At 42.4% G+C, this 25,814-nt stretch carries 23 protein-coding genes; 14 read left to right on the top strand and 9 right to left on the bottom strand.

Annotated elements, in window-relative coordinates:
• Positions 1-229 precede the first annotated feature (229 nt).
• From BSAG_RS03795 to BSAG_RS03835, 9 genes are all read left to right on the top strand, one after another.
• Positions 230-409: a hypothetical protein gene (locus tag BSAG_RS03795; protein WP_004306317.1), complete on the top strand. Its 180-nt coding sequence runs from the start codon at positions 230-232 to the stop codon at positions 407-409.
• Positions 410-455: 46 nt separating this feature from the next.
• Positions 456-1,790 carry a DEAD/DEAH box helicase gene (locus BSAG_RS03800; RefSeq protein WP_004315902.1) on the top strand — a complete coding sequence of 445 codons (1,335 nt, stop codon included), beginning with the start codon at positions 456-458 and terminating at the stop codon, positions 1,788-1,790.
• Positions 1,791-1,995: 205 nt separating this feature from the next.
• The gene (gene serC, locus BSAG_RS03805; protein WP_004300395.1) at positions 1,996-3,063 is read left to right on the top strand and encodes a 3-phosphoserine/phosphohydroxythreonine transaminase; all 1,068 of its coding nucleotides are present in this window, start codon (positions 1,996-1,998) and stop codon (positions 3,061-3,063) included.
• Positions 3,064-3,162: 99 nt separating this feature from the next.
• The gene (locus tag BSAG_RS03810; protein WP_004300396.1) at positions 3,163-4,083 is read left to right on the top strand and encodes an NAD(P)-dependent oxidoreductase; all 921 of its coding nucleotides are present in this window, start codon (positions 3,163-3,165) and stop codon (positions 4,081-4,083) included.
• A gap of 162 nt (positions 4,084-4,245) precedes the next feature.
• Positions 4,246-5,493 carry a DUF1015 domain-containing protein gene (locus BSAG_RS03815; RefSeq protein ID WP_004311623.1) on the top strand — a complete coding sequence of 416 codons (1,248 nt, stop codon included), beginning with the start codon at positions 4,246-4,248 and terminating at the stop codon, positions 5,491-5,493.
• A gap of 255 nt (positions 5,494-5,748) precedes the next feature.
• Entirely contained in the window at positions 5,749-6,366 is a 618-nt protein-coding gene (locus BSAG_RS03820) for an IMPACT family protein (protein ID WP_004300400.1), read from the top strand.
• 96 nt (positions 6,367-6,462) lie between these two features.
• On the top strand, positions 6,463-7,212 hold the full coding sequence (locus BSAG_RS03825; protein ID WP_004315901.1) for a C39 family peptidase: 750 nt from the start codon (positions 6,463-6,465) through the stop codon (positions 7,210-7,212).
• Positions 7,213-7,291: 79 nt separating this feature from the next.
• Complete coding sequence (locus BSAG_RS03830; RefSeq protein WP_004311625.1) at positions 7,292-8,377, top strand: HpaII family restriction endonuclease; 1,086 nt, start codon at positions 7,292-7,294, stop codon at positions 8,375-8,377.
• A 68-nt stretch (positions 8,378-8,445) separates the two neighbouring features.
• Positions 8,446-9,015 carry a nitroreductase family protein gene (locus BSAG_RS03835; protein WP_004300403.1) on the top strand — a complete coding sequence of 190 codons (570 nt, stop codon included), beginning with the start codon at positions 8,446-8,448 and terminating at the stop codon, positions 9,013-9,015.
• Positions 9,016-9,201: 186 nt separating this feature from the next.
• Here BSAG_RS03835 and gcvP read toward each other — a convergent pair whose 3' ends face one another.
• The 6 genes from gcvP to BSAG_RS03865 all read right to left on the bottom strand — a co-directional run bounded on the left by gcvP (position 9,202) and on the right by BSAG_RS03865 (position 15,967).
• Positions 9,202-12,051: an aminomethyl-transferring glycine dehydrogenase gene (gene gcvP / locus BSAG_RS03840; RefSeq protein ID WP_004315900.1), complete on the bottom strand. Its 2,850-nt coding sequence runs from the start codon at positions 12,049-12,051 to the stop codon at positions 9,202-9,204.
• A gap of 112 nt (positions 12,052-12,163) precedes the next feature.
• Positions 12,164-12,802, bottom strand: coding sequence for an MBL fold metallo-hydrolase (locus tag BSAG_RS03845; RefSeq protein WP_004311627.1), 639 nt, complete (start codon positions 12,800-12,802; stop codon positions 12,164-12,166).
• A gap of 43 nt (positions 12,803-12,845) precedes the next feature.
• A complete protein-coding gene (rsmG, locus tag BSAG_RS03850; protein WP_004300406.1) occupies positions 12,846-13,466 on the bottom strand; it encodes a 16S rRNA (guanine(527)-N(7))-methyltransferase RsmG in 621 nt (206 codons plus the stop codon).
• Positions 13,467-13,579: 113 nt separating this feature from the next.
• On the bottom strand, positions 13,580-14,431 hold the full coding sequence (locus BSAG_RS03855; protein WP_004326964.1) for an RsiV family protein: 852 nt from the start codon (positions 14,429-14,431) through the stop codon (positions 13,580-13,582).
• A 144-nt stretch (positions 14,432-14,575) separates the two neighbouring features.
• Positions 14,576-14,809: a YecH family metal-binding protein gene (locus BSAG_RS03860; RefSeq protein WP_004306297.1), complete on the bottom strand. Its 234-nt coding sequence runs from the start codon at positions 14,807-14,809 to the stop codon at positions 14,576-14,578.
• Positions 14,810-14,881: 72 nt separating this feature from the next.
• Positions 14,882-15,967, bottom strand: coding sequence for a metallophosphoesterase (locus BSAG_RS03865; protein WP_004306295.1), 1,086 nt, complete (start codon positions 15,965-15,967; stop codon positions 14,882-14,884).
• Between the two features lie 196 nt (positions 15,968-16,163).
• Here BSAG_RS03865 and BSAG_RS03870 point away from each other — a divergent pair, with 196 nt between their 5' ends.
• The 4 genes from BSAG_RS03870 (at position 16,164) to BSAG_RS03885 (ending at position 21,611) form a co-directional block, all read left to right on the top strand.
• A complete protein-coding gene (locus BSAG_RS03870) occupies positions 16,164-16,562 on the top strand; it encodes a hypothetical protein (protein ID WP_004306293.1) in 399 nt (132 codons plus the stop codon).
• A gap of 124 nt (positions 16,563-16,686) precedes the next feature.
• Positions 16,687-18,909 (top strand): TonB-dependent receptor, encoded by a 2,223-nt coding sequence (locus BSAG_RS03875; protein WP_004315898.1) that lies wholly within the window; start codon positions 16,687-16,689, stop codon positions 18,907-18,909.
• A gap of 69 nt (positions 18,910-18,978) precedes the next feature.
• On the top strand, positions 18,979-19,302 hold the full coding sequence (locus tag BSAG_RS03880; protein WP_004300412.1) for a heavy-metal-associated domain-containing protein: 324 nt from the start codon (positions 18,979-18,981) through the stop codon (positions 19,300-19,302).
• Positions 19,303-19,400: 98 nt separating this feature from the next.
• Positions 19,401-21,611, top strand: coding sequence for a heavy metal translocating P-type ATPase (locus tag BSAG_RS03885; protein WP_004315896.1), 2,211 nt, complete (start codon positions 19,401-19,403; stop codon positions 21,609-21,611).
• Positions 21,612-21,789: 178 nt separating this feature from the next.
• Here BSAG_RS03885 and BSAG_RS03890 read toward each other — a convergent pair whose 3' ends face one another.
• Positions 21,790-22,629 (bottom strand): helix-turn-helix domain-containing protein, encoded by an 840-nt coding sequence (locus tag BSAG_RS03890; RefSeq protein ID WP_004315895.1) that lies wholly within the window; start codon positions 22,627-22,629, stop codon positions 21,790-21,792.
• Between the two features lie 66 nt (positions 22,630-22,695).
• On the opposite strand from BSAG_RS03890, the gene lipB reads away from it, so the two are divergent.
• A complete protein-coding gene (gene lipB, locus BSAG_RS03895) occupies positions 22,696-23,379 on the top strand; it encodes a lipoyl(octanoyl) transferase LipB (RefSeq protein WP_004315894.1) in 684 nt (227 codons plus the stop codon).
• Here the strand turns inward: lipB and BSAG_RS03900 are convergent.
• Positions 23,336-24,253: a PorV/PorQ family protein gene (locus tag BSAG_RS03900; RefSeq protein WP_004315893.1), complete on the bottom strand. Its 918-nt coding sequence runs from the start codon at positions 24,251-24,253 to the stop codon at positions 23,336-23,338. The two genes, lipB and BSAG_RS03900, sit on opposite strands and share 44 nt — an antisense overlap.
• Positions 24,254-24,255: 2 nt before the next feature.
• Positions 24,256-25,812: an N-acetylmuramoyl-L-alanine amidase-like domain-containing protein gene (locus tag BSAG_RS03905; RefSeq protein WP_004315892.1), complete on the bottom strand. Its 1,557-nt coding sequence runs from the start codon at positions 25,810-25,812 to the stop codon at positions 24,256-24,258.
• Positions 25,813-25,814 lie beyond the last annotated feature (2 nt).

Genomic DNA, 25,814 nt, shown 5'->3' with positions numbered 1-25,814 from the left:
GAACAACTGGTCGGAACAATGACCGGAAAGGTTACATAAACACAGAGCGGGAAATCTGAAAAGCAGTAATGCTTCTTCGATTTCCCGCTTCTTTTTGGCATTATCTCATAATGTCTTTCCGTTATGGTTTGTATCTATTTTATGTCTGTTTTAAAGATAGTTCTCCTTTTTTATCCGTACTTATCTATTATATTCGTATATTTGGCTACACATTAAAGTACAATAGGTTATGGAATATCATCGTATATCTTTTATTCACAATGATACAGAGTATTCATTTGTCAAAGCTATGAGTTCAAGTTTAACGGGATATGCCTTGGTGACAGCTTGTAGGGCAGAAGTAACCATTTACATGAAAGAGAATAATCTGAAAGGTTATTATATATTGACCGGCATGGCTAAAGTTTGATTGTATTTTTATCTCCGTACTCTTTCCTTTTTGTATCTTTGCCCCCATGTTAGAGAAAAATGAAATTATACAGTCGGCTCTCCGCAATTTGAAGATTGAGGAGCTGAATCCGATGCAGGAAGCATCACTTGAACAAGCTACCGGAAGAAAAGACGTTATACTGTTGTCACCGACAGGATCGGGCAAGACATTGGCCTATCTGTTACCTTTACTCCTTACTCTAAAACCGAACGACGACAGCGTGCAGGTTTTGATTCTCGTTCCTTCGCGTGAGCTGGCCTTACAGATAGATTCTGTATTCAAAGCAATGGGGACTTCCTGGAAAACCTGCTGTTGTTACGGTGGACATCCTATCGCCGAAGAAAAGAAAAGTATATTGAGCAATCATCCTGCTATCATCATCGGTACTCCGGGACGTATCACCGACCATTTGTCGAAAGGCAATTTCAACCCTGAAACCATTGAAACTTTAATTATTGACGAGTTCGACAAATCGTTGGAGTTTGGTTTCCACGATGAAATGGCAGAGATTATCACCCAGCTTCCGGGATTAAAAAAACGTATGTTGCTTTCAGCTACCGATGCGGCAGAGATTCCCGAATTTACAGGATTGAACCGCACAGTTAAGTTGAACTTCCTTTCGGACGATTCTGAAGAACAAGAGTCGCGCTTGAAATTGATGAAGGTGCTTTCGCCTTCCAAAGATAAGATTGATACTTTATATAACCTGCTTTGTACATTGGGGAGCGCTTCGAGCATCGTGTTTTGTAATCATCGGGATGCGGTGGACCGTGTACATCAGTTATTGGCGGATAAAAAACTACTCGCAGAACGTTTTCATGGTGGTATGGAACAGCCGGACCGTGAACGTGCGCTTTACAAGTTCCGTAATGGCAGTTGTCATGTATTGATTTCTACCGATCTGGCTGCCCGTGGACTGGATATTCCGGAAGTCGGACATATCATCCATTATCATTTGCCGGTCAATGAAGAAGCCTTTACGCACCGCAACGGACGAACAGCACGTTGGGATGCGACCGGAACGTCTTATCTGATTCTTCATGCCGAAGAGAAACTTCCTTCTTATATTCTGGAAGAAATGGAGATAGTAGTGTTGCCTGAAAACCCTCCCCGGCCTCCGAAATCGGTCTGGGCTACCATTTATATAGGTAAAGGAAAAAAGGAGAAACTTAGCCGGATAGATATTGCCGGATTCTTATATAAAAAAGGAAATCTGACCCGCGAAGATGTCGGAGCGATTGACGTCAAAGAACATTATGCTTTTGTCGCTGTTCGCCAGGCTAAGGTGAAGCAACTCTTGAATCTGATTCAGGGGGAGAAAATCAAAGGAATGAAGACTATTATAGAAGAAGCGAAGTAAAGATCTTTTCTGTAAGATACCTTACTTGACATCTATGGATAACAAAATGGTGTATATATCCTGTATAAACCAATAAAAAGAAAGGAAAATCTGCTTTAAAACAGTATTTTTATAAGGAAAGATTTGTGCGGCGGAAATAAATTCGTAAATTCGCAAGGTCAAAAGACAAAAGTAACGAAATTGTTAAACCAAAAACAAACTTCAAATGAAAAAGCATAATTTCAATGCAGGACCTTCCATTCTTCCGCGTGAGGTGATAGAGGATACAGCGAAGGCTATTTTAGATTTCAACGGCTCTGGTCTCTCTTTGATGGAAATCAGCCACCGCGCCAAAGACTTCCAACCTGTGGTTGACGAAGCAGAGGCATTATTCAAGGAATTACTCAATATCCCCGAAGGCTATTCGGTACTGTTCCTGGGTGGAGGTGCTAGTATGGAGTTCTGCATGGTTCCTTATAACTTCCTCGAAAAAAAAGCTGCTTACCTAAACACCGGTGTATGGGCAAAGAAAGCTATGAAAGAAGCTAAAGGGTTTGGTGAAGTTGTAGAAGTTGCTTCCTCTGCTGAAGCTACATATACTTATATCCCCAAAGATTATACAATCCCGACAGACGCAGATTATTTCCACATCACGACTAACAACACAATTTACGGTACAGAATTGAAGAAAGACCTCGATTCTCCGGTTCCGATGGTTGCCGATATGTCTTCTGATATTTTCTCACGTCCGATCGACGTTTCTAAATATATCTGTATTTATGGTGGTGCACAAAAGAATCTGGCTCCTGCTGGTGTTACATTCGTTATCGTTAAGAATGACGCATTGGGTAAGGTTTCCCGTTACATTCCAACGATGTTGAATTATCAGACTCATGTTGACAGTGGCTCTATGTTTAACACTCCTCCTGTTGTACCTATTTATGCAGCATTGCAGACGCTTCGCTGGATCAAAGCACAGGGTGGTGTGAAAGAAATGGAACGTCGTGCCATTGAAAAAGCGGATATGTTGTATGCTGAAATCGACCGTAACAAAATGTTCGTGGGTACTGCTGCCAAAGAAGACCGTTCACGTATGAACATCTGTTTCGTGATGGCTCCCGAATACAAAGACTTCGAAGCTGACTTCTTGAAGTTTGCTACTGAAAGAGGTATGGTAGGTATCAAGGGACACCGTTCTGTAGGTGGTTTCCGTGCATCTTGCTACAATGCTCTGCCGAAAGAAAGCGTACAAGCTTTGATTGATTGTATGCAGGAATTTGAAAAACTTCATTAATAATATTTTCACCACAGATTATACAGACGGACGCAGATTTTTTTTATTCTGTGAGAATCTGGGTAATCTGTGGTGAGTCTTTATAAACAGAATTAGATTATGAAAATACTTGTAGCTACTGATAAACCGTTTGCTAAAGTTGCAGTAGACGGTATCCGTAAAGAAATAGAAGCAGCCGGATACGAGTTTGCTTTACTTGAGAAATATACAGAAAAAGCTCAGTTACTGGATGCAGTGAAAGATGCTAATGCCATCATTATCCGTAGTGATATTGTTGATGCAGAGGTGCTTGATGCTGCTAAAGAATTGAAAATCGTAGTTCGCGCCGGTGCAGGATACGATAATGTGGACCTGGCTGCTGCCACAGCTCACAATGTATGCGTGATGAACACTCCGGGACAGAATTCTAATGCTGTTGCCGAACTTGCTTTGGGTATGATGGTATATGCTGTCCGTAACTTCTATAACGGAACTTCCGGTACAGAATTGATGGGCAAGAAATTGGGTATTCATGCTTATGGAAACGTAGGCCGCAATGTAGCTCGTGTTGCCAAAGGTTTCGGAATGGAAGTGTATGCTTATGATGCATTCTGCCCGAAAGAAGTAATCGAAAAAGATGGTGTGAAAGCACTTGATTCTGCAGAAGAATTGTACAAGACTTGCCAGGTGGTATCTCTTCATATTCCGGCAACTGCCGAAACAAAGAACTCTATCAATTATGCTCTGTTGAAAGATATGCCGAAAGGTGCTATGTTGGTAAACACTGCCCGTAAGGAAGTGATTAACGAAGCAGAACTAATCAAACTGATGGAAGAGCGTGCAGACTTCAAATATATCACAGATATTATGCCTGCTGCTAACGCAGAGTTTGCAGAAAAGTTTGCCGGACGTTATTTCTCAACTCCTAAGAAGATGGGTGCTCAAACTGCCGAAGCAAATATCAATGCCGGTATTGCTGCTGCTCAACAAATTGTGGGCTTCTTGAAAGATGGTTGCGAGAAATTTAGAGTAAACAAGTAAGATTCTGAATAAGTCTGCCGGATTTTTCAGGATAACTATGGTAGTATCTGAATAAAAACAATCCGTTGCAGAATGTCTTTTTTAGAAATAAGTAGTATATTTGAGCCACAGATTTTCAAGAAGTCTGTGGCTTTAATTTTTTACATATAAAATACTAATATCATGGCAATAATCAAACCTTTCAAGGGCATTCGTCCTCCGCAAAACCTCGTAGAACAGGTCGCTTCACGTCCTTATGATGTACTGAACTCTGAAGAAGCCCGCGCAGAAGCGGAAGGTAACGAAAAGTCTCTTTATCATATTATTAAACCGGAAATAGATTTCCCTGTTGGTATGGATGAACACGACGAACGGGTGTATGCTAAAGCTGCCGAGAATTTCCAACTGTTTCAGGACAAAGGCTGGTTGGTGCAGGATAATAAGGAAAACTATTATATCTATGCCCAGACGATGAACGGGAAAACGCAATACGGATTGGTGGTCGGTGCTTATGTTCCCGATTATATGAATGGTATTATCAAAAAGCATGAGCTTACCCGTCGTGACAAGGAAGAGGATCGTATGAAACATGTACGTGTGAACAACGCAAACATTGAGCCTGTTTTCTTTGCTTATCCTGATAATGAGAAGCTGGATGTTATTATAAAGAAATATACAGCAAACAAGCCGGTTTATGACTTTATCGCTCCGGGTGATGGCTTTGGACATACTTTCTGGATTGTCGACCAGGATGCAGATATTGCTACCATTACTGCCGAATTTGCTAAAATGCCTGCTCTTTATATTGCTGACGGGCATCACCGTTCTGCCGCTGCTGCATTGGTGGGAGCAGAGAAAGCAAAGCAAAATCCGAATCATCGTGGTGATGAAGAATATAATTACTTCATGGCTGTTTGCTTCCCTGCAAACCAGCTAACCATCATCGATTATAATCGTGTAGTGAAAGATCTCAATGGTTTGACTCCCGAGCAATTCCTGGCTGCACTTGATAAAAACTTTATAGTAGAAGAGAAGGGTGCGGATATCTATAAACCATCCGGCTTACATAATTTTTCACTCTATTTGGGTGGTAAATGGTACAGCTTGACTGCTAAGGCCGGTACGTATAATGATAACGACCCTATTGGTGTGCTTGATGTTACAATCTCTTCCAACTTGATTTTGGATGAAGTTTTAGGTATAAAGGATCTGCGTTCTGATAAACGTATTGATTTTGTCGGTGGTATCCGTGGATTGGGAGAGCTCAAGAAGCGTGTGGATAGCGGTGAAATGAAAGTGGCTTTGGCTCTCTATCCCGTATCTATGAAACAGTTGATGGATATTGCAGATACAGGCAATATTATGCCGCCGAAGACTACTTGGTTTGAACCGAAACTTCGTTCGGGACTGGTGATTCATAAGTTAGATTAAAAAATATCTGTAAGATGATGCGAAAATCATTGTTGATAGGGACTATATCAGTAGATGTGACGCTTGATTGATGTAGAAAAAATAGTGACGGGATATGCCCGGGATAGTGACGGTATCGTTGTGGTATACCGTCACTATTTTTATTGGATAGCGTCACTATTTTTAATTCCCCCAACTGCCTATCATCGATAAGTGGAACATTAATATTTCCAAATGATAGATTGACTTTTCTCATTAAAGCCGTATCTTTGCAACATGACTGCTGAAGATACTTATAAAACCATCATTGAGCCTTCCGAAGGTATTTATACGGAAAAACGAAGCAAGTTCATTGCTATAGCCCTTCCTGTGCGTACTCTCGATGAGATAAAGATGCATCTTGAAACGTATCAGAAAAAGTATTATGATGCACGGCATGTATGCTATGCTTATATGTTGGGAGCTGCGCGAAAGGATTTCCGTGCCAATGACAACGGAGAACCTTCCGGAACAGCGGGTAAACCTATTCTCGGACAGATAAACTCGAATGAACTGACGGATATACTGATTATAGTAGTTCGTTATTTTGGAGGAATCAAGTTGGGGACAAGTGGATTGATTGTTGCTTACAAGGCCGCTGCTGCCGAAGCGATTGCTGCCGCTACTATTATAGAAAAGACGGTAGATGAGGATGTGACGGTAATGTTTGAATATCCTTTTATGAATGATGTCATGCGCATTGTGAAAGAAGAGGAACCGGAGATTCTTAATCAGTCGTATGACATGGATTGTAGCATGACATTGCGGATTCGTCGTTCGATGATGCCTAAGTTGCGTGCACGTTTGGAGAAGGTGGAGACAGCGCGGATTCTTGATGATGAGAATATTTTGTAGGTAAAGTATTAGAAGTAGTAATAGAGATAGAGAGTGGATTGCATGATAAATAAATGTCACATAATTTTTAGTCTGTTTTTAAGTTCCTTTGTATGGATGAGCGTTCAGGCGCAAGCACAAATACAGGAAACTCAAAAACTGGCTCCTAATAATATTCCTGTTCCGTGGTATTCGCAGAAAATCGCGGGATGCCCTTACTCGCATTGCTCTCTGGCTTCTTCGTTAATGGTCTTTGATTATTTTAAGGGAATGACGGCTGATACACAACGTACAGCCCAGGATGCAGAAAAGAAACTGATTGAATATCAGCGGAACTACTTTCTGAAAAAACGTGCTCCTTTCCATCGCCGTACTTCAATAGGGCAGGGAGGATATTATTCTTTTGAGATTGATTCGTTGACACGTTATTATGAAAACATGATAAGTGCCGAACATTTCCAGCAGAAAGATTATCGGATATTGAAAGATTATATTGATCGTGGCATTCCTGTGCTTGTAAATGTGAGATATACAGGTGCAGTTCGTGGTTTGCGTCCTGGTCCGAGAGGGCACTGGATGGTGCTTCGTGGCATTGATGATAAACATGTGTGGGTGAATGATCCCGGACGTTCGCCGGAGATGCGGACTAAAGGAGAAAACATCTGTTATCCCATTAAGAAACAGCCGGGTAACCCTTCCTATTTTGATGGTTGTTGGACGGGACGATTTATCATAGTCACTCCCAGAGAATGGATACGAAACTCCCTGTTTGCACAGGTAGGCAAGCTCCCTCCATTGGAGGAGGTGACTCATATAGTTCCTCCGGTTGTGTCGTCTGTAACCTTACCGCAGGTTATCAATCAGTAGAAGCAACTCATAGTTAGGAAAATTCAGTAGTAGAATTAAGATAGAACATTTGTAGTAAAATAAAGAAGAACAAAAATATATGGCATTTGAAGCAACCAAAAAAGAATGGTGCGAACTCTATTCTTTCTTTCGTCTCTTAGCAGATGGAAAAGTAGTGTTAGGCACAGCAGAAGCAAAGGCGGGAGATACATTTTGGCCTGTTGCAATGATTCAACGGGAAGAACATGATGGAACACGTCAATATTATATTGAAGAAGATACGATTCGTATAGAAGGAGAGAATGGGAGTAAGTCCATGCCTCGTGAAGATTTTGGTATTGTAGCTGATCTGATATTACAGGCTGTGAAATCTTCGCCGGAAAATGATGTTGCTTCTCCAGAAGGAGTAGAAGAGTTTTTAGACGAAGCTGCCATTTTCGATTTGGAAGCAAAAACAGAAGATCGCACAGATTTTTCCATTACATTTTGGCATCCGAAAGCTCCGTTAAGAGGTTTCAATGTCCGTTCACGGTTGGGCGTAATGAATCCGTTGTTGGACGGAGGACGTGCAGCGAATCTTAAACTGGAACAGAGTGGAGTCAAATTTGCCACTCCAACAGTGAATAAAATCAATGCTTTGCCTGAATCTCCGAATGAAGTTGCCGAACGGATGATGATGATCGAACGTTTGGGGGGCGTACTTAAATACGCTGATGTAGCCGACCGCGTATTCCGCAGTAATCTTTTGATGATTGATCTGCATTTTCCACGTGTACTGACAGAAATGGTTCGTATCATGCATTTGGATGGTATCTCCCGTATTAGTGAGTTGACGGAAGTTATTAAACAAATGAATCCGTTGAAGATTAAAGATGAACTAATCAATAAGCATAAGTTCTATGAATTCAAGATGAAGCAGTTCTTGATGGCATTAGTATTGGGAATGCGTCCTGCAAAGATTTACAATGGATTGGATTCGGCAGTGGAAGGTATTCTATTGGTGGATGGAAATGGAGAAGTGCTCTGTTATCATAAATCGGAAAAGCAAATAATGGAGGATTTTTTGTTTTTAAATACCCGTTTAGAAAAAGGATCTTTAGAGAAAGACAAATACGGGTTCCTGGAGAGAGAGAATGGAGTCTATTATTTCAAACTGAATGCAAAGATTGGGCTGGTCAAACGGTAGAAAAGTATAATGTATTGATGCAGTTAAACTAATAATGATGGCATACTTATATAAAATACTTGTTATCCATGAAAACAAATGAAGTTTTAGAGAACATTAAAGCACGCCGTAGCGTACGGGCTTATACTGGCCAGCAAGTTTTAGAAGAGGATTTGCAGGCTATTTTGGAAGCTGCAACTTATGCACCGAGTGGAATGCATCTGGAAACATGGCATTTTACGGCTATTCAAAATATGGATAAGTTGACAGAACTGAATGAACGGATTAAAGGGGCTTTTGCAAAAAGCGACGATTCTCGTTTGCAGGAACGTGGACATAGTAAGACTTATTGTTGCTATTATCATGCTCCGACTTTAGTGATTGTATCTAATGAGCCTACTCAATGGTGGGCTGGTATGGATTGTGCTTGTGCCATAGAAAATATGTTCCTGGCTGCCCAGTCTTTAGGTATCGGCTCTTGTTGGATCAATCAGTTGGGGACAACATGTGATGATCCGGAGGTTCGTGAATTTATTACTGCTTTAGGTGTTCCTGCCAATCATAAAGTCTACGGTTGTGTAGCTTTGGGTTATCCTGATTCGAAGATTCCAATAAAAGAGAAAAAGGTAAAGGCTAATACAATAACTATCGTTAGATAGAATACAGCTTCTTGTCTGATAAAATAAGAGGCTGTGTCGAAACTCTCATATAAAAATCACCCTCGCCACAGAAAGTTGTAGCGAGGGTGATTTCGATAAAAGGGGAGTTTTGATACATCCCCTTATTTTTGTGAGGTGATTCTTTAAGAGACAGTGCTCTGTAAATCTCTTTGGATAGACCTCTTTTTACTCGAAAGTACCATAGCGAGTGGGTAGTAGCTTACGGTCTCCCAAGGTGTTATCTACGCGAGCTACATTTATCCAGAATTTATTATCACGTACACTTTCTATAGGATAAGCTGCTTTCTCGCGTGTATATGAGTGCTCCCAACGATCACTTACAATTTCATATTCTGGATGAGGAGCATTAATCAATACATTATCATCTTTATCCGCTTCGCCATTCTTCACTTCTTGAATTTCTTTCCAGATATTCAGCATGACATCTACGAAATTGTCTAGTTCTGCCAGACTTTCACTTTCTGTTGGTTCAATCATCAACGTACCGTGGACGGGGAAGGAGAGGGTAGGAGCATGATAACCGTAATCCATCAGGCGTTTGGCAATATCATTCTCCGAGATTCCTGCTTCTTCATGTACTTTCCGGCATTCCAGAATCATTTCGTGCCCTACGAAACCGTTGGCTCCCCGATAAACAACTCCATACGTATCTTTCAGACAAGTAGCCAGATAATTAGCGTTCAGGATCGCAATTTTAGTTGCCTGTGTCAGTCCTTCTGCACCCATCATGCGGATATATCCGTATGTGATAGGCAGAATACCTGCACTGCCGAATGGAGCTGCCGATACTTGATTTTGTGAATTGCCGAAGATTCCGTGTCCGGGAAGGAAAGGAACCAAATGTTCGGCTACGCAGATAGGACCGACTCCCGGACCTCCGCCACCATGAGGGGAAGCGAATGTTTTATGAAGATTCAAGTGACAGACATCTGCACCGATGAATCCCGGATTGGTTAATCCTACCTGTGCATTCATGTTGGCTCCGTCCATATATACTTGTGCACCACAGGCGTGAATGATGTCGCAAATCTCTTTTATCTCGGTCTCGAAGATACCATGTGTAGAAGGATAAGTAATCATCAGTGCAGCCAATTCATCTTTATTTTCTTCAGCTTTTACACGTAGGTCAGCCATTTCTACATTCCCCTGCTCGTCGCATGCACAGGTAACAGTTACGAAGCCTGCCTGTATAGCAGACGCAGGATTTGTTCCGTGAGCCGAAGCTGGAATCAAGACTTTGTTACGGTGTCCCTGACCGATACTTTCGAGATAGGTGCGAATCACACGAAGGCCTGCATATTCTCCTGCAGCACCCGAATTGGGTTGTAGGCTGACCCCTGCAAACCCGGTGATAACTTTCAAATCTTCACTTAGGTTCTTGATTAATTCACGATAACCTTCTGCTTGGTCTTCCGGAACCAGCGGGTGCATACCCATAAACTCGGGACGGCTTAAAGGCAACATTTCTGCGGCTGCATTCAGCTTCATTGTACATGAACCGAGGGAAATCATGGATTGTGCAAGAGAAATATCTTTGCGGTCCAGACGTTTGATGTAACGCATCATCTCTGTTTCCGTGTGATACTTGCTGAATACTTCATGTGTCAGGAAAGGAGTTGTACGTTTTAAATCCTTGTCGATGTTGCTTCTTTCCGGAATGTCGTCTACTTTCTGGTAATCTTTTCCGGCGGCAATGGCAAAAATCGAGAGCAACACATTGGCAGCTGCCACATCTGTTGTTTCGTCAATGCTGAAACCAACATTGCCATTTTCATAATAGCGCAGATTAACTTCTTTGGTAAGTGCTATCGTGCGGATTTGCTGTGCCGAAACGTGTTCGGGCAATTCGAAACGTAAGGTGTCAAAGTATTGAGCGTTGACTTGTGTATATCCGCATTTCTTTAATTGCTTTTCAAGAAATACAGTAATGCTGTGTATACGTGATGCAATTGTAGTGATACCCTCCTGACCGTGATAAACGGCGTAAAAGCCTGCCATAGTAGCTAATAATGCTTGTGCGGTACAGATATTTGAAGTTGCTTTTTCCCGTTTGATATGTTGTTCACGTGTCTGTAAAGCCATTCGGTAGCAGAGTTTGCCATATTTGTCTTTAGACCATCCGATGATTCGTCCCGGCATATTCCGTTTGTATTCGTCTTTGGTAGCAAAGAAAGCAGCCGATGGACCGCCATAGAACATTGGGGTACCCAAGCGTTGTGTGGTTCCGAATACAATATCTGCTCCCCATTCTCCCGGAGGAGTTAGCAGGGCGAGACTTAAAATATCAGCGGCAACAGCTACTTTGCAGTCTGCGGCATGTGCTTTTTCGGTAAATTCAGAATAGTCCTCTACGTTTCCATGTGAGTTCGGATATTGCAGAATACAGGCAAACACTTCCGGTGAAGGTTCAAAATCTTTATATTTACCTACACGTAGTTCGATGCCTTGAGGTACGGCACGTGTAGTCATGACAGCTAATGTCTGCGGAAAAATATTCTCGTCTACGAAGACTACGTTCGCATTGGCTTTCTGTTGCGCGCGGGAGCGTAAGGCATACATCATGCTTACGGCTTCGGCGGCGGCAGTTGCTTCGTCCAGAAGTGAGCAGTTGGCGAGTGGCATGGCAGTAAGATCACATACGGCTGTCTGGAAATTCATCAATGCTTCCAGACGTCCTTGCGATACCTCTGTCTGGTACGGAGTGTAAGAAGTATACCATACTGGGTTTTCGAATACATTCCGCTGGATAACGGCCGGAGTGATCGTGTTGTACCATCCCAAACCGATATATGTGGTATATAGTTTGTTTTTAGCTGCCAGTTCAGCGATGTGTTTTCCAAATTCGTATTCCGTCAGTGGACTAGTCAATGCAAGCGGCTCTTTCAGCCGTATATTGGCGGGAATTGTCTGATTAATCAGTTCGTCCAGTGAGTTCACGCCAATTTTGCGGAGCATTATGGCTGTATCTTGTTCATTGATGCCGATGTGACGGCTAGCTAACAAATCGGTTTTCATAATAATCAAGTATTAAATTAAGTATTAAGTATCAAGTATTAAGTATTACTGCGGTTAATGGGCGATTAGCCTTGTTAATACCTAATACCTGATACTTAATACTTCTTTTTTATTATCTAAAAAATGGGTTTTCAGCTTTTTCCATTCCGATAGTCGTGGGAGCGCCGTGTCCCGGATAAACGACTGTTTCGTTGGGAAGAACAAATAAACGGCTGCAAATATGTTCTATCAGTTCATCGAAGTTGCCTCCTGTGAGATCAGCACGGCCGATGCTGCCTTGGAACAGGACGTCACCGGAGAACATGCAGTTGTCTTCTTTGCAATAGTACACCAAGCTGCCGGGTGAATGTCCGGGCACGTGTATTGCTTCCAGTTTGGTATGTCCGAAAGTGATGATATCTCCGTCATGCAGGTATTTGCCCAGTGGTACAGGTTCTTCCTGCAACTGAAAACCAAACATTCTGCTTTGTTTCGGTGCTTCGTCAATCCAGTACTCGTCTGCTTTGTTTGCTTCTGCCGATAACCCGAATTCTTTCAGCATGAACGGATTTCCGAAGATATGATCTAGGTGTAAATGAGTATTCAGCAGATGCTTTACATTCAGTTCATTGGTAAGAATGAACTTTTTCAGTGCCTGCTTTTCTTCTTCATAGAAACAGCCCGGATCAATTACGACTGCTTCTTTAGTGTCATCCCATAATACGTAGCAATTTACGGGAAACATATTAAATTCAAATCTTTTTATTTTCATGGTTTCTCTATGATTTATCATCTATCAGAACATATAGTCTTGTTTAAATCGGAACATATACCACTTTTTTTGTTTTAAAGAACTCTTCCTCGAAGTTGTCGCTCAAGCTATGAATGACCGTTTTATGTTTGAACGGCATTGTTTCATGCTCCAGTTCACCGCCTTTGAGACAGATAAGTCCGTTGGGCAATGCATTCTGTTGTTTCGAAGAGATATTCTTTTTAATAATCTTAATCAAATCCGCCAAAGGCATTACGGCACGGCTGACAACAAAGTCGAACGTTCGTTTCTCCTCTTCTGCACGGGCATGGCGGAAAGTCACATTTTTCAGTCCGATGGCATTTGCCACTTCGGTTGCTACACGTACTTTTTTGCCGATACTGTCTACGAGGTGGAATTTTACCTCGGGAAACAGGATTGCTAAAGGAATGCCGGGAAAACCTCCTCCTGTACCCAAGTCCATGATGCTGGTTCCGGGGCGGAATTGGATGACTTTGGCAATGCCTAATGAATGGAGCACGTGATGCTCATATAAATTCTCAATGTCCTTGCGGGAGATAACGTTGATTTTTGAATTCCAGTCAGTGTAGAGGTCGTATAGAGCTGCGAATTGTTTGCGCTGCTCTTCCGTCAGATCAGGAAAATATTTCAGTATGATTTCCACTGTTTGAATTTTGAATTATAAGTTTTGAATGATAGATGTGGATGAATATCCTATTCTGTCACATGGAAGTGATAACAACAGGATATTCATTGGTGTTCAGCTTTTTATGATTTTTAATTTTTTAGCTCTCCCAGAATCGGGTTACTGCCTAATAGATGTTCCATCATAGCAAATGGGATTGTTACCTTTACAGGTCCCATAGAATAAGGAGTGATATCGTATACATTATAATAGAAGGTGATTCCTTCTTTGCTTAGATAGAAATTTTCTGTCGGAGCGATGTCCCCGGTGGAAGCATATCCCATATCTTCCAATGCTTCGTGAGTGGTCACTTTGTTATCTGCCATGAGCTGATTCCAGATCAGGTCGGTCAATGCGTCTTTGTAGTCTCCGACAAAAATATCATCGAGGCGGAGCGGACGCATCAGGGTGAGGTCCATATTTAAATAAGTTGCCATGTAAATTCCATGTGCACCTCCGGTATATTCGTTATAGTCGATGCGATATACAAGTAGATCTTTATCATACAGTTGCACATGGCTTTCTATACCTTTATAATAAGAATACCAGGCACCGATGGAAGATTCGTCTTCCTTGTCTTTCTCATCTTCGGTATACATAGGCTCGAGATCGCGACGGTATTCGCTGATATAATTCTCGGTATATTGCTTTACAACTTCTTCCGGTTTTTCGCCGATGTATTTATCTCCGAAACAGGCCGAAATGAAATAAGTATTCAGACTGTCTTTCAGCATATCATCCGATGATTTTATCGGATAAGCAAAATTAATAATAATATTGCAGGCCGGTTTGGCTGTATCATTGAAGAGGTGAGCTGTCTTATTCACTTGAATGCTATCAAACTGTAACGCACCTGTGTTTTTGTTCATCTTGTCATGACAAGAAAACAAAAAGCCGCTTACCGAAAGTATAATTGCAAGCAGACTGACATATTGTTTTTTCATACCCATTTTTTCTGTAAATTCAACATTTGTTTTATCATTCACTATTGACAAATATAGATGAAATTCGTGAATCGGGCTAATAAAAACAGAAAAAAATGCAGCTATTTATCCCCAAAAATGGGATTGGCGGATATTATCCGCCAATCAATGCTTGCAAACTTTAGTGATATCTACTGTGAATCCATCTTCAGCAGGCATAAATTTCCCTTTCATTTTCAGAAATTCGATAAGGGTATCTACATCCATGTTTTCTGCCGAGCAAGCATAAAAACGTTGCTGTGAGCCAAACTTCTTAATGATTGCTTCCCGCAATGATGATTCCGAGTAGCTATTTCCTTCCATCATGTGGAGGACTTCATGAGCATGTAATTGTTCCATAATCTTTTTTCTGCAAAGATAGGGCAGAGATTGCTTGGAAACTGTAACATATGTGACAAAACTGCATAATATTCATTGAAAATTGAAAATAACCATTTCACTATGCGTTCCTATTCTGAAGGGTGGTCCCCAAAGAGACAATCCGGAAGATACATACACGTGACTGTTTCCCCATTGGCGATAACCGTGGCTTTGCTCGAAGATATAATCGGTCACCCAATTAATAGGCCATATTTGTCCGTGGTGTGTATGCCCACTGAATTGCAGGTCGATGCCGGCAGCTTCCGTTTTTTCCAAATCAAAAGGTTGATGATCCAATAAAATGATAGGTTTGCTTTTATCGATATTCACCATTAACTCTTGCAGGGAATGACGCTTGCGGTTATGACGGTCATCACGTCCTATCAGTTGTATGCCGTTGGGAAGTGTAACTACTGAATCGCGCAATAATTGTATTTGAGTGCTTTTAATATATCGGATACTTTCATCGATACCGCTAATGTATTCGTGATTGCCGAGAACCATATAGATACCCATAGGAGCTTTCAAGTTAGCTAATTCTTCCGCCATATTCTCTGTATAAAGAGGTACGACGCTATTATCAATCAAGTCACCACTAATCAGTATCAGGTCGGGATGCTGCGCATTTATCATTTCCACATATTTTTTTAATGCGGCTTTCCCTGTACCATTTCCCAAGTGAACATCGCTGATTGCGACGATTTTAATTGCTTGGGGAGTATCTTCATATCGTTTATTGGTTAAAATGCTGACTACATTGGTTTCCGGGTGATGATAGTTATATACCCCACATCCCAGCAATCCCAACGTGAACACTAAAGACAGATAGAACCTATATTTGTAGACAACTTTGAATAATTTCAAGATATCAAACAAAAGCAAGAATAATGCCATGTATAGAGTAAATATCAACCAACTTGTTCCAATGGTGTACATTGAATGGGAGATAAAGACAGGCATCTCAAGGTTACGAGTTAGCATCGTGCCGAAAAAGGATAAAGCACATATCCAGAATAAAACGGTCAGGAATATTTTTACTCCGAGAGATTTAACTTTCAGAGCTTGCTTTGCTCTGATAAATATGTAGGCATTACCTGCCAGATAAAGAGTGATAATGATGAGTAAATATGTAAGCATAGCGTTTACTTAAAAATCAGAGAATTTATTGGGGCAAAGATAGGTTTTATTGTTGAGTAAAAAGAGTTAATAGTGCTGATATGACTCTAAAATAGCCAAATAAAGGAAAGAGAATGTGTCTGTATCGGATTGATTGAATCTTAATTACGAAAAATTATAGGAAAATCTGTTTTTATTCTTATCTTTGTCCTCTGAAATGAAAAAACTAGCCTACATAACAGCACTTATCCTTTCTCTCCTGATTATCTATTCAGGAGGTGGAGTCTCTATTGTGCATTATTGCTGTGTCCGTTGTGAAACGGTGCAGAGCTGTTGTGATACAGGCTGTCCGAAGTGTAAAAAGACTCATACTTGTGATTCAAAAAAAGGTTGTAAAGATAAGGGTTGTACAGCTATTATCTATAAGCTTGATTTGATGAAACATACTACTGAACTGACAACATCAGCTTTAGTAGTCGATCTTTTGTGTGAGCATTTTTGCTATCTGTTGACTCCGACCTATGCGGATAAATCGGTAGAATATGATAGTCTGACCTCTCCGCCACCTCTCTGTTCGAGGCAGAAGCTGGCGCTATATTCCACTTATATTATTTAGCCACTATTTCTTTCTTATTTAATCCTTTGCTTTCAATAGAACATGAAAGTAAAGCAGCACTGAATGCAACTAAGTTGCATGAGAAATGAATTAATTTTGTATCTCGAAAGTAACTTTAGAAAGAATGAAATATATGATAATAGGACTGTTCCTGTTATTTGCCGGTAATATATATGCGCAAGTACGGGGAACAGTGAAAGATAGTACCGGGGAGGCTATTCCGGGTGCCAATGTGTTCTGGATGAATACAGGACAAGGAGTGACAACCAAAGAGGATGGTAGTTTTTCTATCACTAAACCTTCCAAAAGCCACATGCTGATTGTCAGCTTTATCGGTTTTCAGAACGACACGATTCATGTGAGCAGTAAAAATCAACAACTGGATATTGTGCTTCGTGATGGAGTGGAGCTGAATGAAGTAAATATTGTCACTCGTAAACTGGGAACGATGAAATTGCGCAGTAGCGTGATGAACGAAGACATGATAAGCAGTGCCGAATTGAGTAGAGCCGCTTGTTGTAACCTGGGGGAAAGTTTTGTGACGAACCCTTCAGTAGATGTGAGTTATTCCGATGCGGCAACAGGAGCCAAACAAATTAAATTGTTGGGGCTGTCCGGCACTTATGTGCAGATGTTGACGGAAAACATCCCGAATTATCGGGGAGCCGCCGCTCCTTATGGATTGGGATATGTCCCCGGTCCGTGGATGCAGAGCATACAGGTTTCCAAAGGAACATCTTCGGTGAAGAATGGTTATGAAGCCATCACAGGACAGATAAACGTAGAATTTAAGAAACCACAGTTGCCGGAAGCCGATTGGGTGTCTGCCAACCTTTTTGCAAGCACTACCAACCGATATGAAGCCAATGCGGACGCTACATTGAAACTTTCCAAACGATGGAGCACTTCTCTGCTGGCGCATTACGAAAATGAGACCAAGGCGCATGATGGCAACGATGACGGATTTGTGGATATTCCGCAGGTAGAACAGTATAATGTGTGGAACCGGTGGGCATACATGGGCGACCATTATGTTTTCCAGGCAGGTATCAAAGCCCTTTCTGAAACACGTACCAGCGGACAGGCCAATCATGGAGGGACAATGCACTCCGGTGACCTGTATAAAGTAGGGATCGATACGGAGCGCTATGAATTCTTCACCAAGAACGCCTATATCTTTAATAAGGAGAAGAATACGAATCTGGCTTTGATTCTTTCCACCACTTTACACAATCAGGATGCTACGTATGGACGCAAACTGTATAATGTGGATCAAACCAACGTCTATGCTTCGCTGATGTTTGAAACGGAATTTAATCCGCAAAATAGTTTCTCCGCAGGGTTGAGCTTCAATTATGACGCTTATGACCAACATTACCGTTTGGAAAATACAACGGACAATCCTCTCAAAGCCTTTGAAAAGGAAGCTGTTCCCGGTGCTTACGTGCAATATACGTTGAACCTGAATGATAAATGGATGGTAATGGCCGGTCTGCGTGGTGATTACAGTAACGAACATGGTTTCTTCGTGACTCCGCGTGCGCATCTTAAGTACAATCCGAATGATTATGTGAATTTCCGTCTTTCTGCCGGAAAAGGGTATCGTACCAATCATGTGTTGGCGGAAAACAACTACCTGCTTTCCAGCAGTCGTAAGGTGGAAGTAGCAAAGAACCTGGATATGGAAGAAGCGTGGAATTACGGTGCCAGCGTCTCTACTTATATCCCTATATTCGGCAAAACGCTGAATGTGAATGCAGAATACTATTATACGGATTTCCTGAAACAAGTGATCGTAGATATGGATAGCAACCCCCATGAAGTAGCTTTCTACAATTTGGATGGACGCTCTTATTCGCATGTGTTCCAAGTGGAAGCAAGTTATCCTTTCTTCAAAGGATTCACCCTGACAGGTGCTTACCGGCTCACAGATGCAAAAACGACCTACAAAGGTGAACGAATGGAGAAACCGCTGACTAGCAAATATAAAGGACTACTCACGGCTTCTTACCAAACTCCGCTGGGAATATGGCAGTTTGACGCCACACTGCAACTGAATGGCGGCGGCAGGATGCCTACTCCTTATGAACTGGGAGACGGACAGTTATCCTGGGAACGTCGTTATGGCAGTTTTGAACAGTTGAGTTTACAGGTGACCCGTTACTTCCGCCGCTGGTCTATCTACGTAGGAGGCGAGAATCTGACAAACTTCAAACAAAAGAATCCGATTATCGATGCGGCAAATCCCTGGGGGAACAACTTTGATTCTACCATGATTTGGGGACCGGTGCACGGAGCAAAAGGATATATCGGAATACGTTTTAACTTAGCTAGAAATAGTGAGTAAAAGCAGGAAATAGCGAATGAAAGAAACGATCGCATAATAAAGAATATTAATTTTAAACTGATAAGAAAAATGAGAACAAAAAGATGGATGGCCACTTGCGTGGTGGCTCTTTTGAGTGTAACAGCTGTATTGGCAAAAGATATTCGTGTTGTTGTATTTAAAGTGTCGCAGATGCACTGTGAGAAATGCGAAAAGAAAGTAAAGGACAATATGCGTTTTGAGAAAGGGCTGAAGGATATTTCGACCGAAGTAAAAACGAAAATGGTAACCATTACGTATGACGCTGAAAAAACGAATGTAAAGAAGTTGCAGGCAGGGTTTAATAAGTTCAGTTATGAAGCCGAATTTGTAAAAGAAACAAAGAAAGACGATCAGAAGGCTGATAAGAAGTAATTGAACAAATACCTGTATTAGCTTGTTTCTATAAACAAACAAGGGTTCTTCCCCAACTTCTTTTTTGAGAGGAGGGGAAGGCCGTAAACAATAATTATATGGGTAACACAACAAAAAAGGCATTTCCTGTGCTTAATATGCATTGTGCAGGATGTGCCAATAATGTAGAAAGAACAGTAAAAAAATTGCCGGGAGTCATTGAGGCTTCCGTTAATTTTGCTACCAATACATTGACCGTTTCTTATGAGAAAGAGCAGCTGACTCCCGGAGAGATTCGTGCGGCTGTGCTTGCGGCAGGTTATGATCTGATTGTGGAAGAAGCCCACAAAGAAGAACGTCGGGAAGAGGAACAGCATAAGCGTTACACTCGTTTGAAGTGGAAGGTGATTGGTGCGTGGATTTTGGTAGTACCGTTATTGGTATATTCCATGATACTGATGCATGTGCCACATTCTAATGAGATTCAAATGGTGCTTGCTATCCCTGTTATGGTCTTTTTCGGAGGTGGTTTCTTCACCGGAGCCTGGAAACAGGCTAAATTAGGACGGAGTAATATGGATACTTTGGTTGCGCTTAGTACTTCCATTGCTTTTCTGTTCAGTCTGTTCAACACTTTCTTCCCCGAATTCTGGTATGACCGCGGATTGGAACCGCATGTCTATTATGAGGCTTCTGCGGTGATTATCGCTTTCGTTCTTACCGGAAAGTTGATGGAGGAACGTGCCAAAGGAAATACCTCAACAGCCATTCGTAAGTTGATGGGAATGCAGCCTAAAGCGGCTCGTGTTCTGCGCAATGGAGTGGAGGAGGAGATCTTGATTGAAAAACTCCAGGTAGGTGATTTGGTGGTTGTACGCCCGGGAGAACAAATTCCTGTGGACGGTCAGCTTTCCGAAGGCGACTCGTATGTCGATGAGAGTATGATTAGCGGTGAACCGGTTCCGGTAGAAAAGAAGAAAGGTGATAAAGTATTGGCAGGAACGATTAACCAGCGTGGTTCATTTATCATTCGTGCCGCACAGGTAGGCAGTGAAACCGTGCTTGCCCGTATTATCGCTATGGTGCAGGAAGCACAGGGCAGCAAGGCTCCCGTGCAACGCATTGTCGATCGTATTACGGGGATTTTTGTACCTGTCGTGTTAGGCATTGCCATTCTGACATTTGTATTGTGGGTTACCATTGGTGGTAGTGAATATATTTCTTATGGTATTTTGTCGGCTGTTTCTGTTCTTGTCATTGCTTGTCCATGTGCTTTGGGACTTGCTACACCTACTGCATTGATGGTGGGTATAGGCAAAGCTGCCAGCCAGCATATTCTGATTAAAGATGCAGTGGCTTTGGAACAAATGCGCAAAGTAGATGTCGTTGTACTGGATAAAACGGGAACACTGACTGAAGGGCATCCTACAGCTACCGGATGGTTATGGGCGCAGTCGCAGGAACCACATTTCAAAGATGTACTTTTAGCTGCGGAAATGAAATCGGAGCATCCGCTTGCCGGTGCTATTGTTGCTGCGCTTCAGGACGAAGAAAAAATAAAACCTGCCGTGTTGGATAGCTTTGAAAGCATTACGGGAAAAGGAATCAAAGCCTCGTATGAGGGACATACTTACTGGGTAGGCAGTCATAAACTCCTGAAAGATTTTAGTGCGACAGTTAGCGATGTGATGGCTGAAATGCTGGTTCACTATGAATCGGACGGTAACGGCATCATTTACTTTGGACGTGAAAACGAGTTGTTGGCTATCATTGCTGTTTCCGACCCGATAAAGGCTACTTCTGCCGAAGCAGTGAAGGAACTGAAACGTCAAGGGATTGACATCTGTATGCTGACGGGTGACGGGCAACGGACTGCACTAGCCGTTTCTTCCCGTTTAGGAATCGAACGTTTTGTAGCTGACGCTCTGCCGGATGATAAGGCCGAATTTGTGCGTGAACTTCAAATGCAGGGAAAGAAGGTTGCGATGGTGGGCGATGGTATCAATGATTCGCAGGCATTGGCATTGGCTGACGTCAGCATTGCCATGGGAAAAGGAACGGATATTGCTATGGACGTGGCTATGGTGACTTTGATGACATCGGACTTGTTGCTGCTTCCTAAAGCCTTCCAGTTGTCAAAGCAGACGGTCAAACTGATTCATCAGAATCTTTTCTGGGCGTTTATTTACAACCTGATCGGTATTCCTATTGCTGCCGGTATCTTGTTCCCGCTGAATGGTTTGTTATTGAATCCGATGCTGGCAAGTGCCGCAATGGCGTTCTCCAGTGTGAGCGTAGTGCTCAATTCGTTGAGTTTGGGACGAAAATAAGAAACGAACCATAAAAGACAAGAACCTGTAAGCTGTAAACGATGAATGGTAAGCTGTCATTTATGAACAGCGAACTGTAAATAATAGACGGTGAATACTTTGCGGATAATGCGCAATTTATTCACCGTTCATTGTTTTACAACTCACCATTTATGTTTTCTATCGTCCTTCGTATAAATTATCTGTTTCTAAATTCCAATGGCGTCATTCCTACATATCGTCTGAAATACTTGCCAAAGAAAGAGGCACTGGGGAAGTTTAGAGAATATGCGATTTCTTGGATAGTCATATTGGTACCTTTCAGTTTGGCTTTAGCATCCATAATGACAATATATGCAATAGTGTCCAATACACTTTTACCTGTCACTTGTCTTACTGTCGTACTTAAATGTTGAAGAGATATACCTAATTTATCTGCGTAGAACTGTGCACGACGTTCATTTTTATAATTCTCGGTGATAACATGAATCAGTTCCCGGCAGATTTCTTTTTTTCGATTCGAACTACCGTTTTCACCCGGAAATTTATGATATATCAATCGTATGCTTGTCAGGATGGTCTGAAGAGACAATTCAACCAATTCAGAATCCATTTCGAAGTTCTCATTGCAGCTGGCCCGTGATAATAGAGCAAAATAGTCTTTCAGATAACTGGCTACCTCTTCATTAAGAGGAACCACCGGCTGTTCTATCAGTTTGGGATATGCGTTACCAATATTCTTCATGAGATTGATTCGTCCGGTGCAATGTGCGGAAAAGCCGGCAAAGCAAAGGCATACCTTTTCTGTTCTCTCCCGAAACTGAATGATTGTTCCTGGTAACAGAGTTATCAGGTCATTAGGACGAATCTCATAATCAAGCAGATTGATGGAGGCTTTCATCGAACCTTCGGTACAGATGGCAACAATACATGCTTGCAACCGGCAAGATTGCTTGTAAATATTGAGAATGTCTTCTGTTACATTCGTCCATGCTAATACTTCGGTAGGCAAGTCTACCTGTGGAAAGTCCATTTTCATAGTTGTGTTTGTTATATTGGGCCAACAAATGTACGCATTTTCTTTTTATTTCTTACCTTTGTTTTTATGAAAACATTTTTTATTGATTGGAATTTGATACCATACGCCGAAGCATGGCAACGGCAGACAGAATGGTTTGATAACATTGTCCGGGCAAAAGTTCAGGGCGAGAGTTATGAAAACCGTATTGTGATGTGCGAACATCCCCATGTTTATACATTAGGACGTAGCGGGAAAGAAAATAATATGCTGTTGAGTGATGAACAACTGAAAGCAATTGATGCCACCCTTTATCATATTGATCGGGGAGGGGACATTACTTATCATGGTCCGGGACAACTGGTGTGTTATCCGATAGTAAACCTGGAAGAATTTCAGTTAGGATTGAAAGAGTACGTTCATTTGCTGGAAGAAGCGGTGATTCGGGTATGTGCTTCTTATGGCATTGAGGCCGGACGTTTGGCGAAAGCGACAGGAGTCTGGTTGGAAGGTGATACGCCTCGTGCGCGTAAGATTTGTGCTATCGGAGTGAGGAGCAGCCATTATGTCACGATGCATGGACTGGCTCTGAATGTGAATACCGATTTACGTTATTTCAGTTATATCCACCCTTGCGGATTTATAGATAAAGGCGTCACTTCTCTTCGTCAGGAATTAAAGCACGATGTGCCGATGGACGAAGTGAAGCAACGCCTCGAAGAGGAGCTTAGAAAACTATTCCAACTCCCAGTTGCCAGGTGCGGCGCATAAAGCAATCTTTATCAGCCAAGGCGTATGAGAAGTCTGCACGTATCGGCCAGAAGTTTATTCCGCAGCCTAGGGTGCCGTAGTTGCCTACTCCTTTGTCTTTGTCTCCGAAATGGTATCCCGCACGGACAACACCATATTTCAGGAAATTATATTCGGCTCCTATGCCAGCCTGGAGATGACGGATTTCAGAAGGGAGCAGATAGTTGAAGTCGAGCGCCACCTGCAAACGGTTTTCTATACTGAATGGCAGGTCGATTGTACCTCCCAATCCTAATCTGGCGGGTAACTTTTGTCCGTCCAGCTTTTTGCCTAAGTTGGCAGCTTGGAAACCAATGCTCCAGGAAGCCATTTCGTCCAATAGAGCCATATTGCGATAGTAGGTCGCGCCGAAGTCCAGACAAACGCTATTCTTGCTGTCTGCGTTTTCCGCGGCTTTGGCTTGCAGGTATCTGAACGTTAATGAAAGAGACAGATTTTTGGCTACATTTCTGAAATAAGCAGCTTCTAAATCCCAGATATGAGGACGGTAATCAAGCACCTTAGGATCTTTGAAATGCCGGAAACCTACAGCAAATCCATGTATGCCTTCCCTTCCGATCCGGTAGAAAAGGGAGGCGCTATGTAGCGCATAATCTTGGTTGATCTTAGCGTATGAATAACTCGCACCCATCACTTCTTGTGAGAAAGCGATGGTAGAAGCATTATGAAAAATAGCTGTACTACCGTTGTCGGTGGTAGCTAATCCTGTACCTGCCATACCTGCCGATTGGGCGTCCGGAGTAAGTTCCAGAAAATAGGCGCTTGCCATTTCTTGTGCTCCCAGCAAAGTGGGGAATAAGCACGAGGCGAGAAGGAAATGTTTTACTCGTTTCATAATCAGTTATTTTTAGAGTGAGACATCCGGACAACACGTATGCCTGTCCACGATTTATTGTTGTTTAGCATGTGATTGAGAGGTTCGTCGCTGACAACTACTTTTCCCAATGTAGAAGAAGCGTGCAGCAGGTGCAGTTTTCCCTCTTTATATTCTGCTATTCCCACATGAGCAATGTCCAGTCCGGGCATCTTCGTTGTGATAGCAATAATGTCTCCATTCATGATCCAGGGCAATCCGGCTTCCGGCAGTTCGCTTTTCGGCAACCAATGTACGACTTTTCCGGAGATTGCTTTTTCATATTCGGCCATTTGTCGTACATTTTCCGGCGAATCAGCCAATTTTTTATATTGCTTGGGATGGGTAGACATATACGAAAGAGAGATTTTCTGGGTATGCGCACTGTTTTTGGCAGTAATGTCGGTAAGGAATCCGTGGCGGATTCCGTTCTCTATCCATTCGGAAGTATAATGCAACCGGGAAGGATAACCGTTGATGATGCCGTCCCGATAACGTATTTTTTGCAGATTGTCGGCAAAGGAAGAACCGAGTGCCTGTGCCAACGTGTATTCTACGAAAGTGAGGCAATCTACGGCATCTGTCCGGATCACTAATGATTCTTCTCCGTCTTGATCTAATGTGTTAGCCACGTATTTAGTTCCCAGATAAGATTTCCCGATTCGTAACATGGGTTCGGGATTTTCCGGGAATACAACGCCGTCGCGCAACCATTTCTCCAATTCCTGTGTCCATTGTTGCTTATATTTAAAATGATCCTTAAATCCCCAGCCATGTCCTCCGGTAGGATAAACATGGAGAGTTGCCGGAACCTTGTTTTTCTGTAAAGCAAGGTAATAGTTTACTCCGTGGTAAGGTGCTACGGAAGGGTCGTCGGAGGTAAGAGCGATAAATGCTTGTGGAGTATCGGGCGTTACTTGCAATTCGGCGGAAAACTTCTGTATTTGTTCCATTGTTGGATTTTTGCCGAGCAATGCAGTTCTTGTATTTCCCCGGGTGACTTGCATCATCGTAACCACCGGATAAAGTAATATCTGAAAGTCCGGACGTGTTTCCGAATTGTAGTGAGTGGCGAGTGTAGCAGTTAAATGCCCTCCCGCAGAGGCTCCCATTAATCCTACCTTGTAAGGATTGACATTCCATTCTTTGGCATGTTGGCGTACCATGCGAATGGCTTGTTCGGCGTCTGATACGGGGACTTCCCAATGTCCGTTCGGCATCCGGTATTTTAATACTATATAGGTAATACCTTGTCCGCAGAACCAGGGGGCCATATCATACCCCTCTCCATCCATGCCCAGTCCACGATACCCGCCTCCGGGACACATGATAATAGCCATTCCATTCGGCTTTTCCGGGTGGTAGACCGTCAGGGTGGGATGCGTGACATTCGTGACAAAATGAGGACGCGTTTCCTGCTCCTCTCCGGTTAGTCCACTGGAGTTGGGAGCACCGTCGGGCCACAAAGGTAGCTCGACGGGCTGCTGCGCAAATGATATGGCAGTTACAAGTGATACTATAATGGATAATAGTCTCCTCATAA

The organism is Bacteroides sp. D1 (assembly GCF_000157095.2).
Classification (GTDB): domain Bacteria; phylum Bacteroidota; class Bacteroidia; order Bacteroidales; family Bacteroidaceae; genus Bacteroides; species Bacteroides xylanisolvens.
This window is presented reverse-complemented; position numbering and strand designations above follow the sequence as displayed.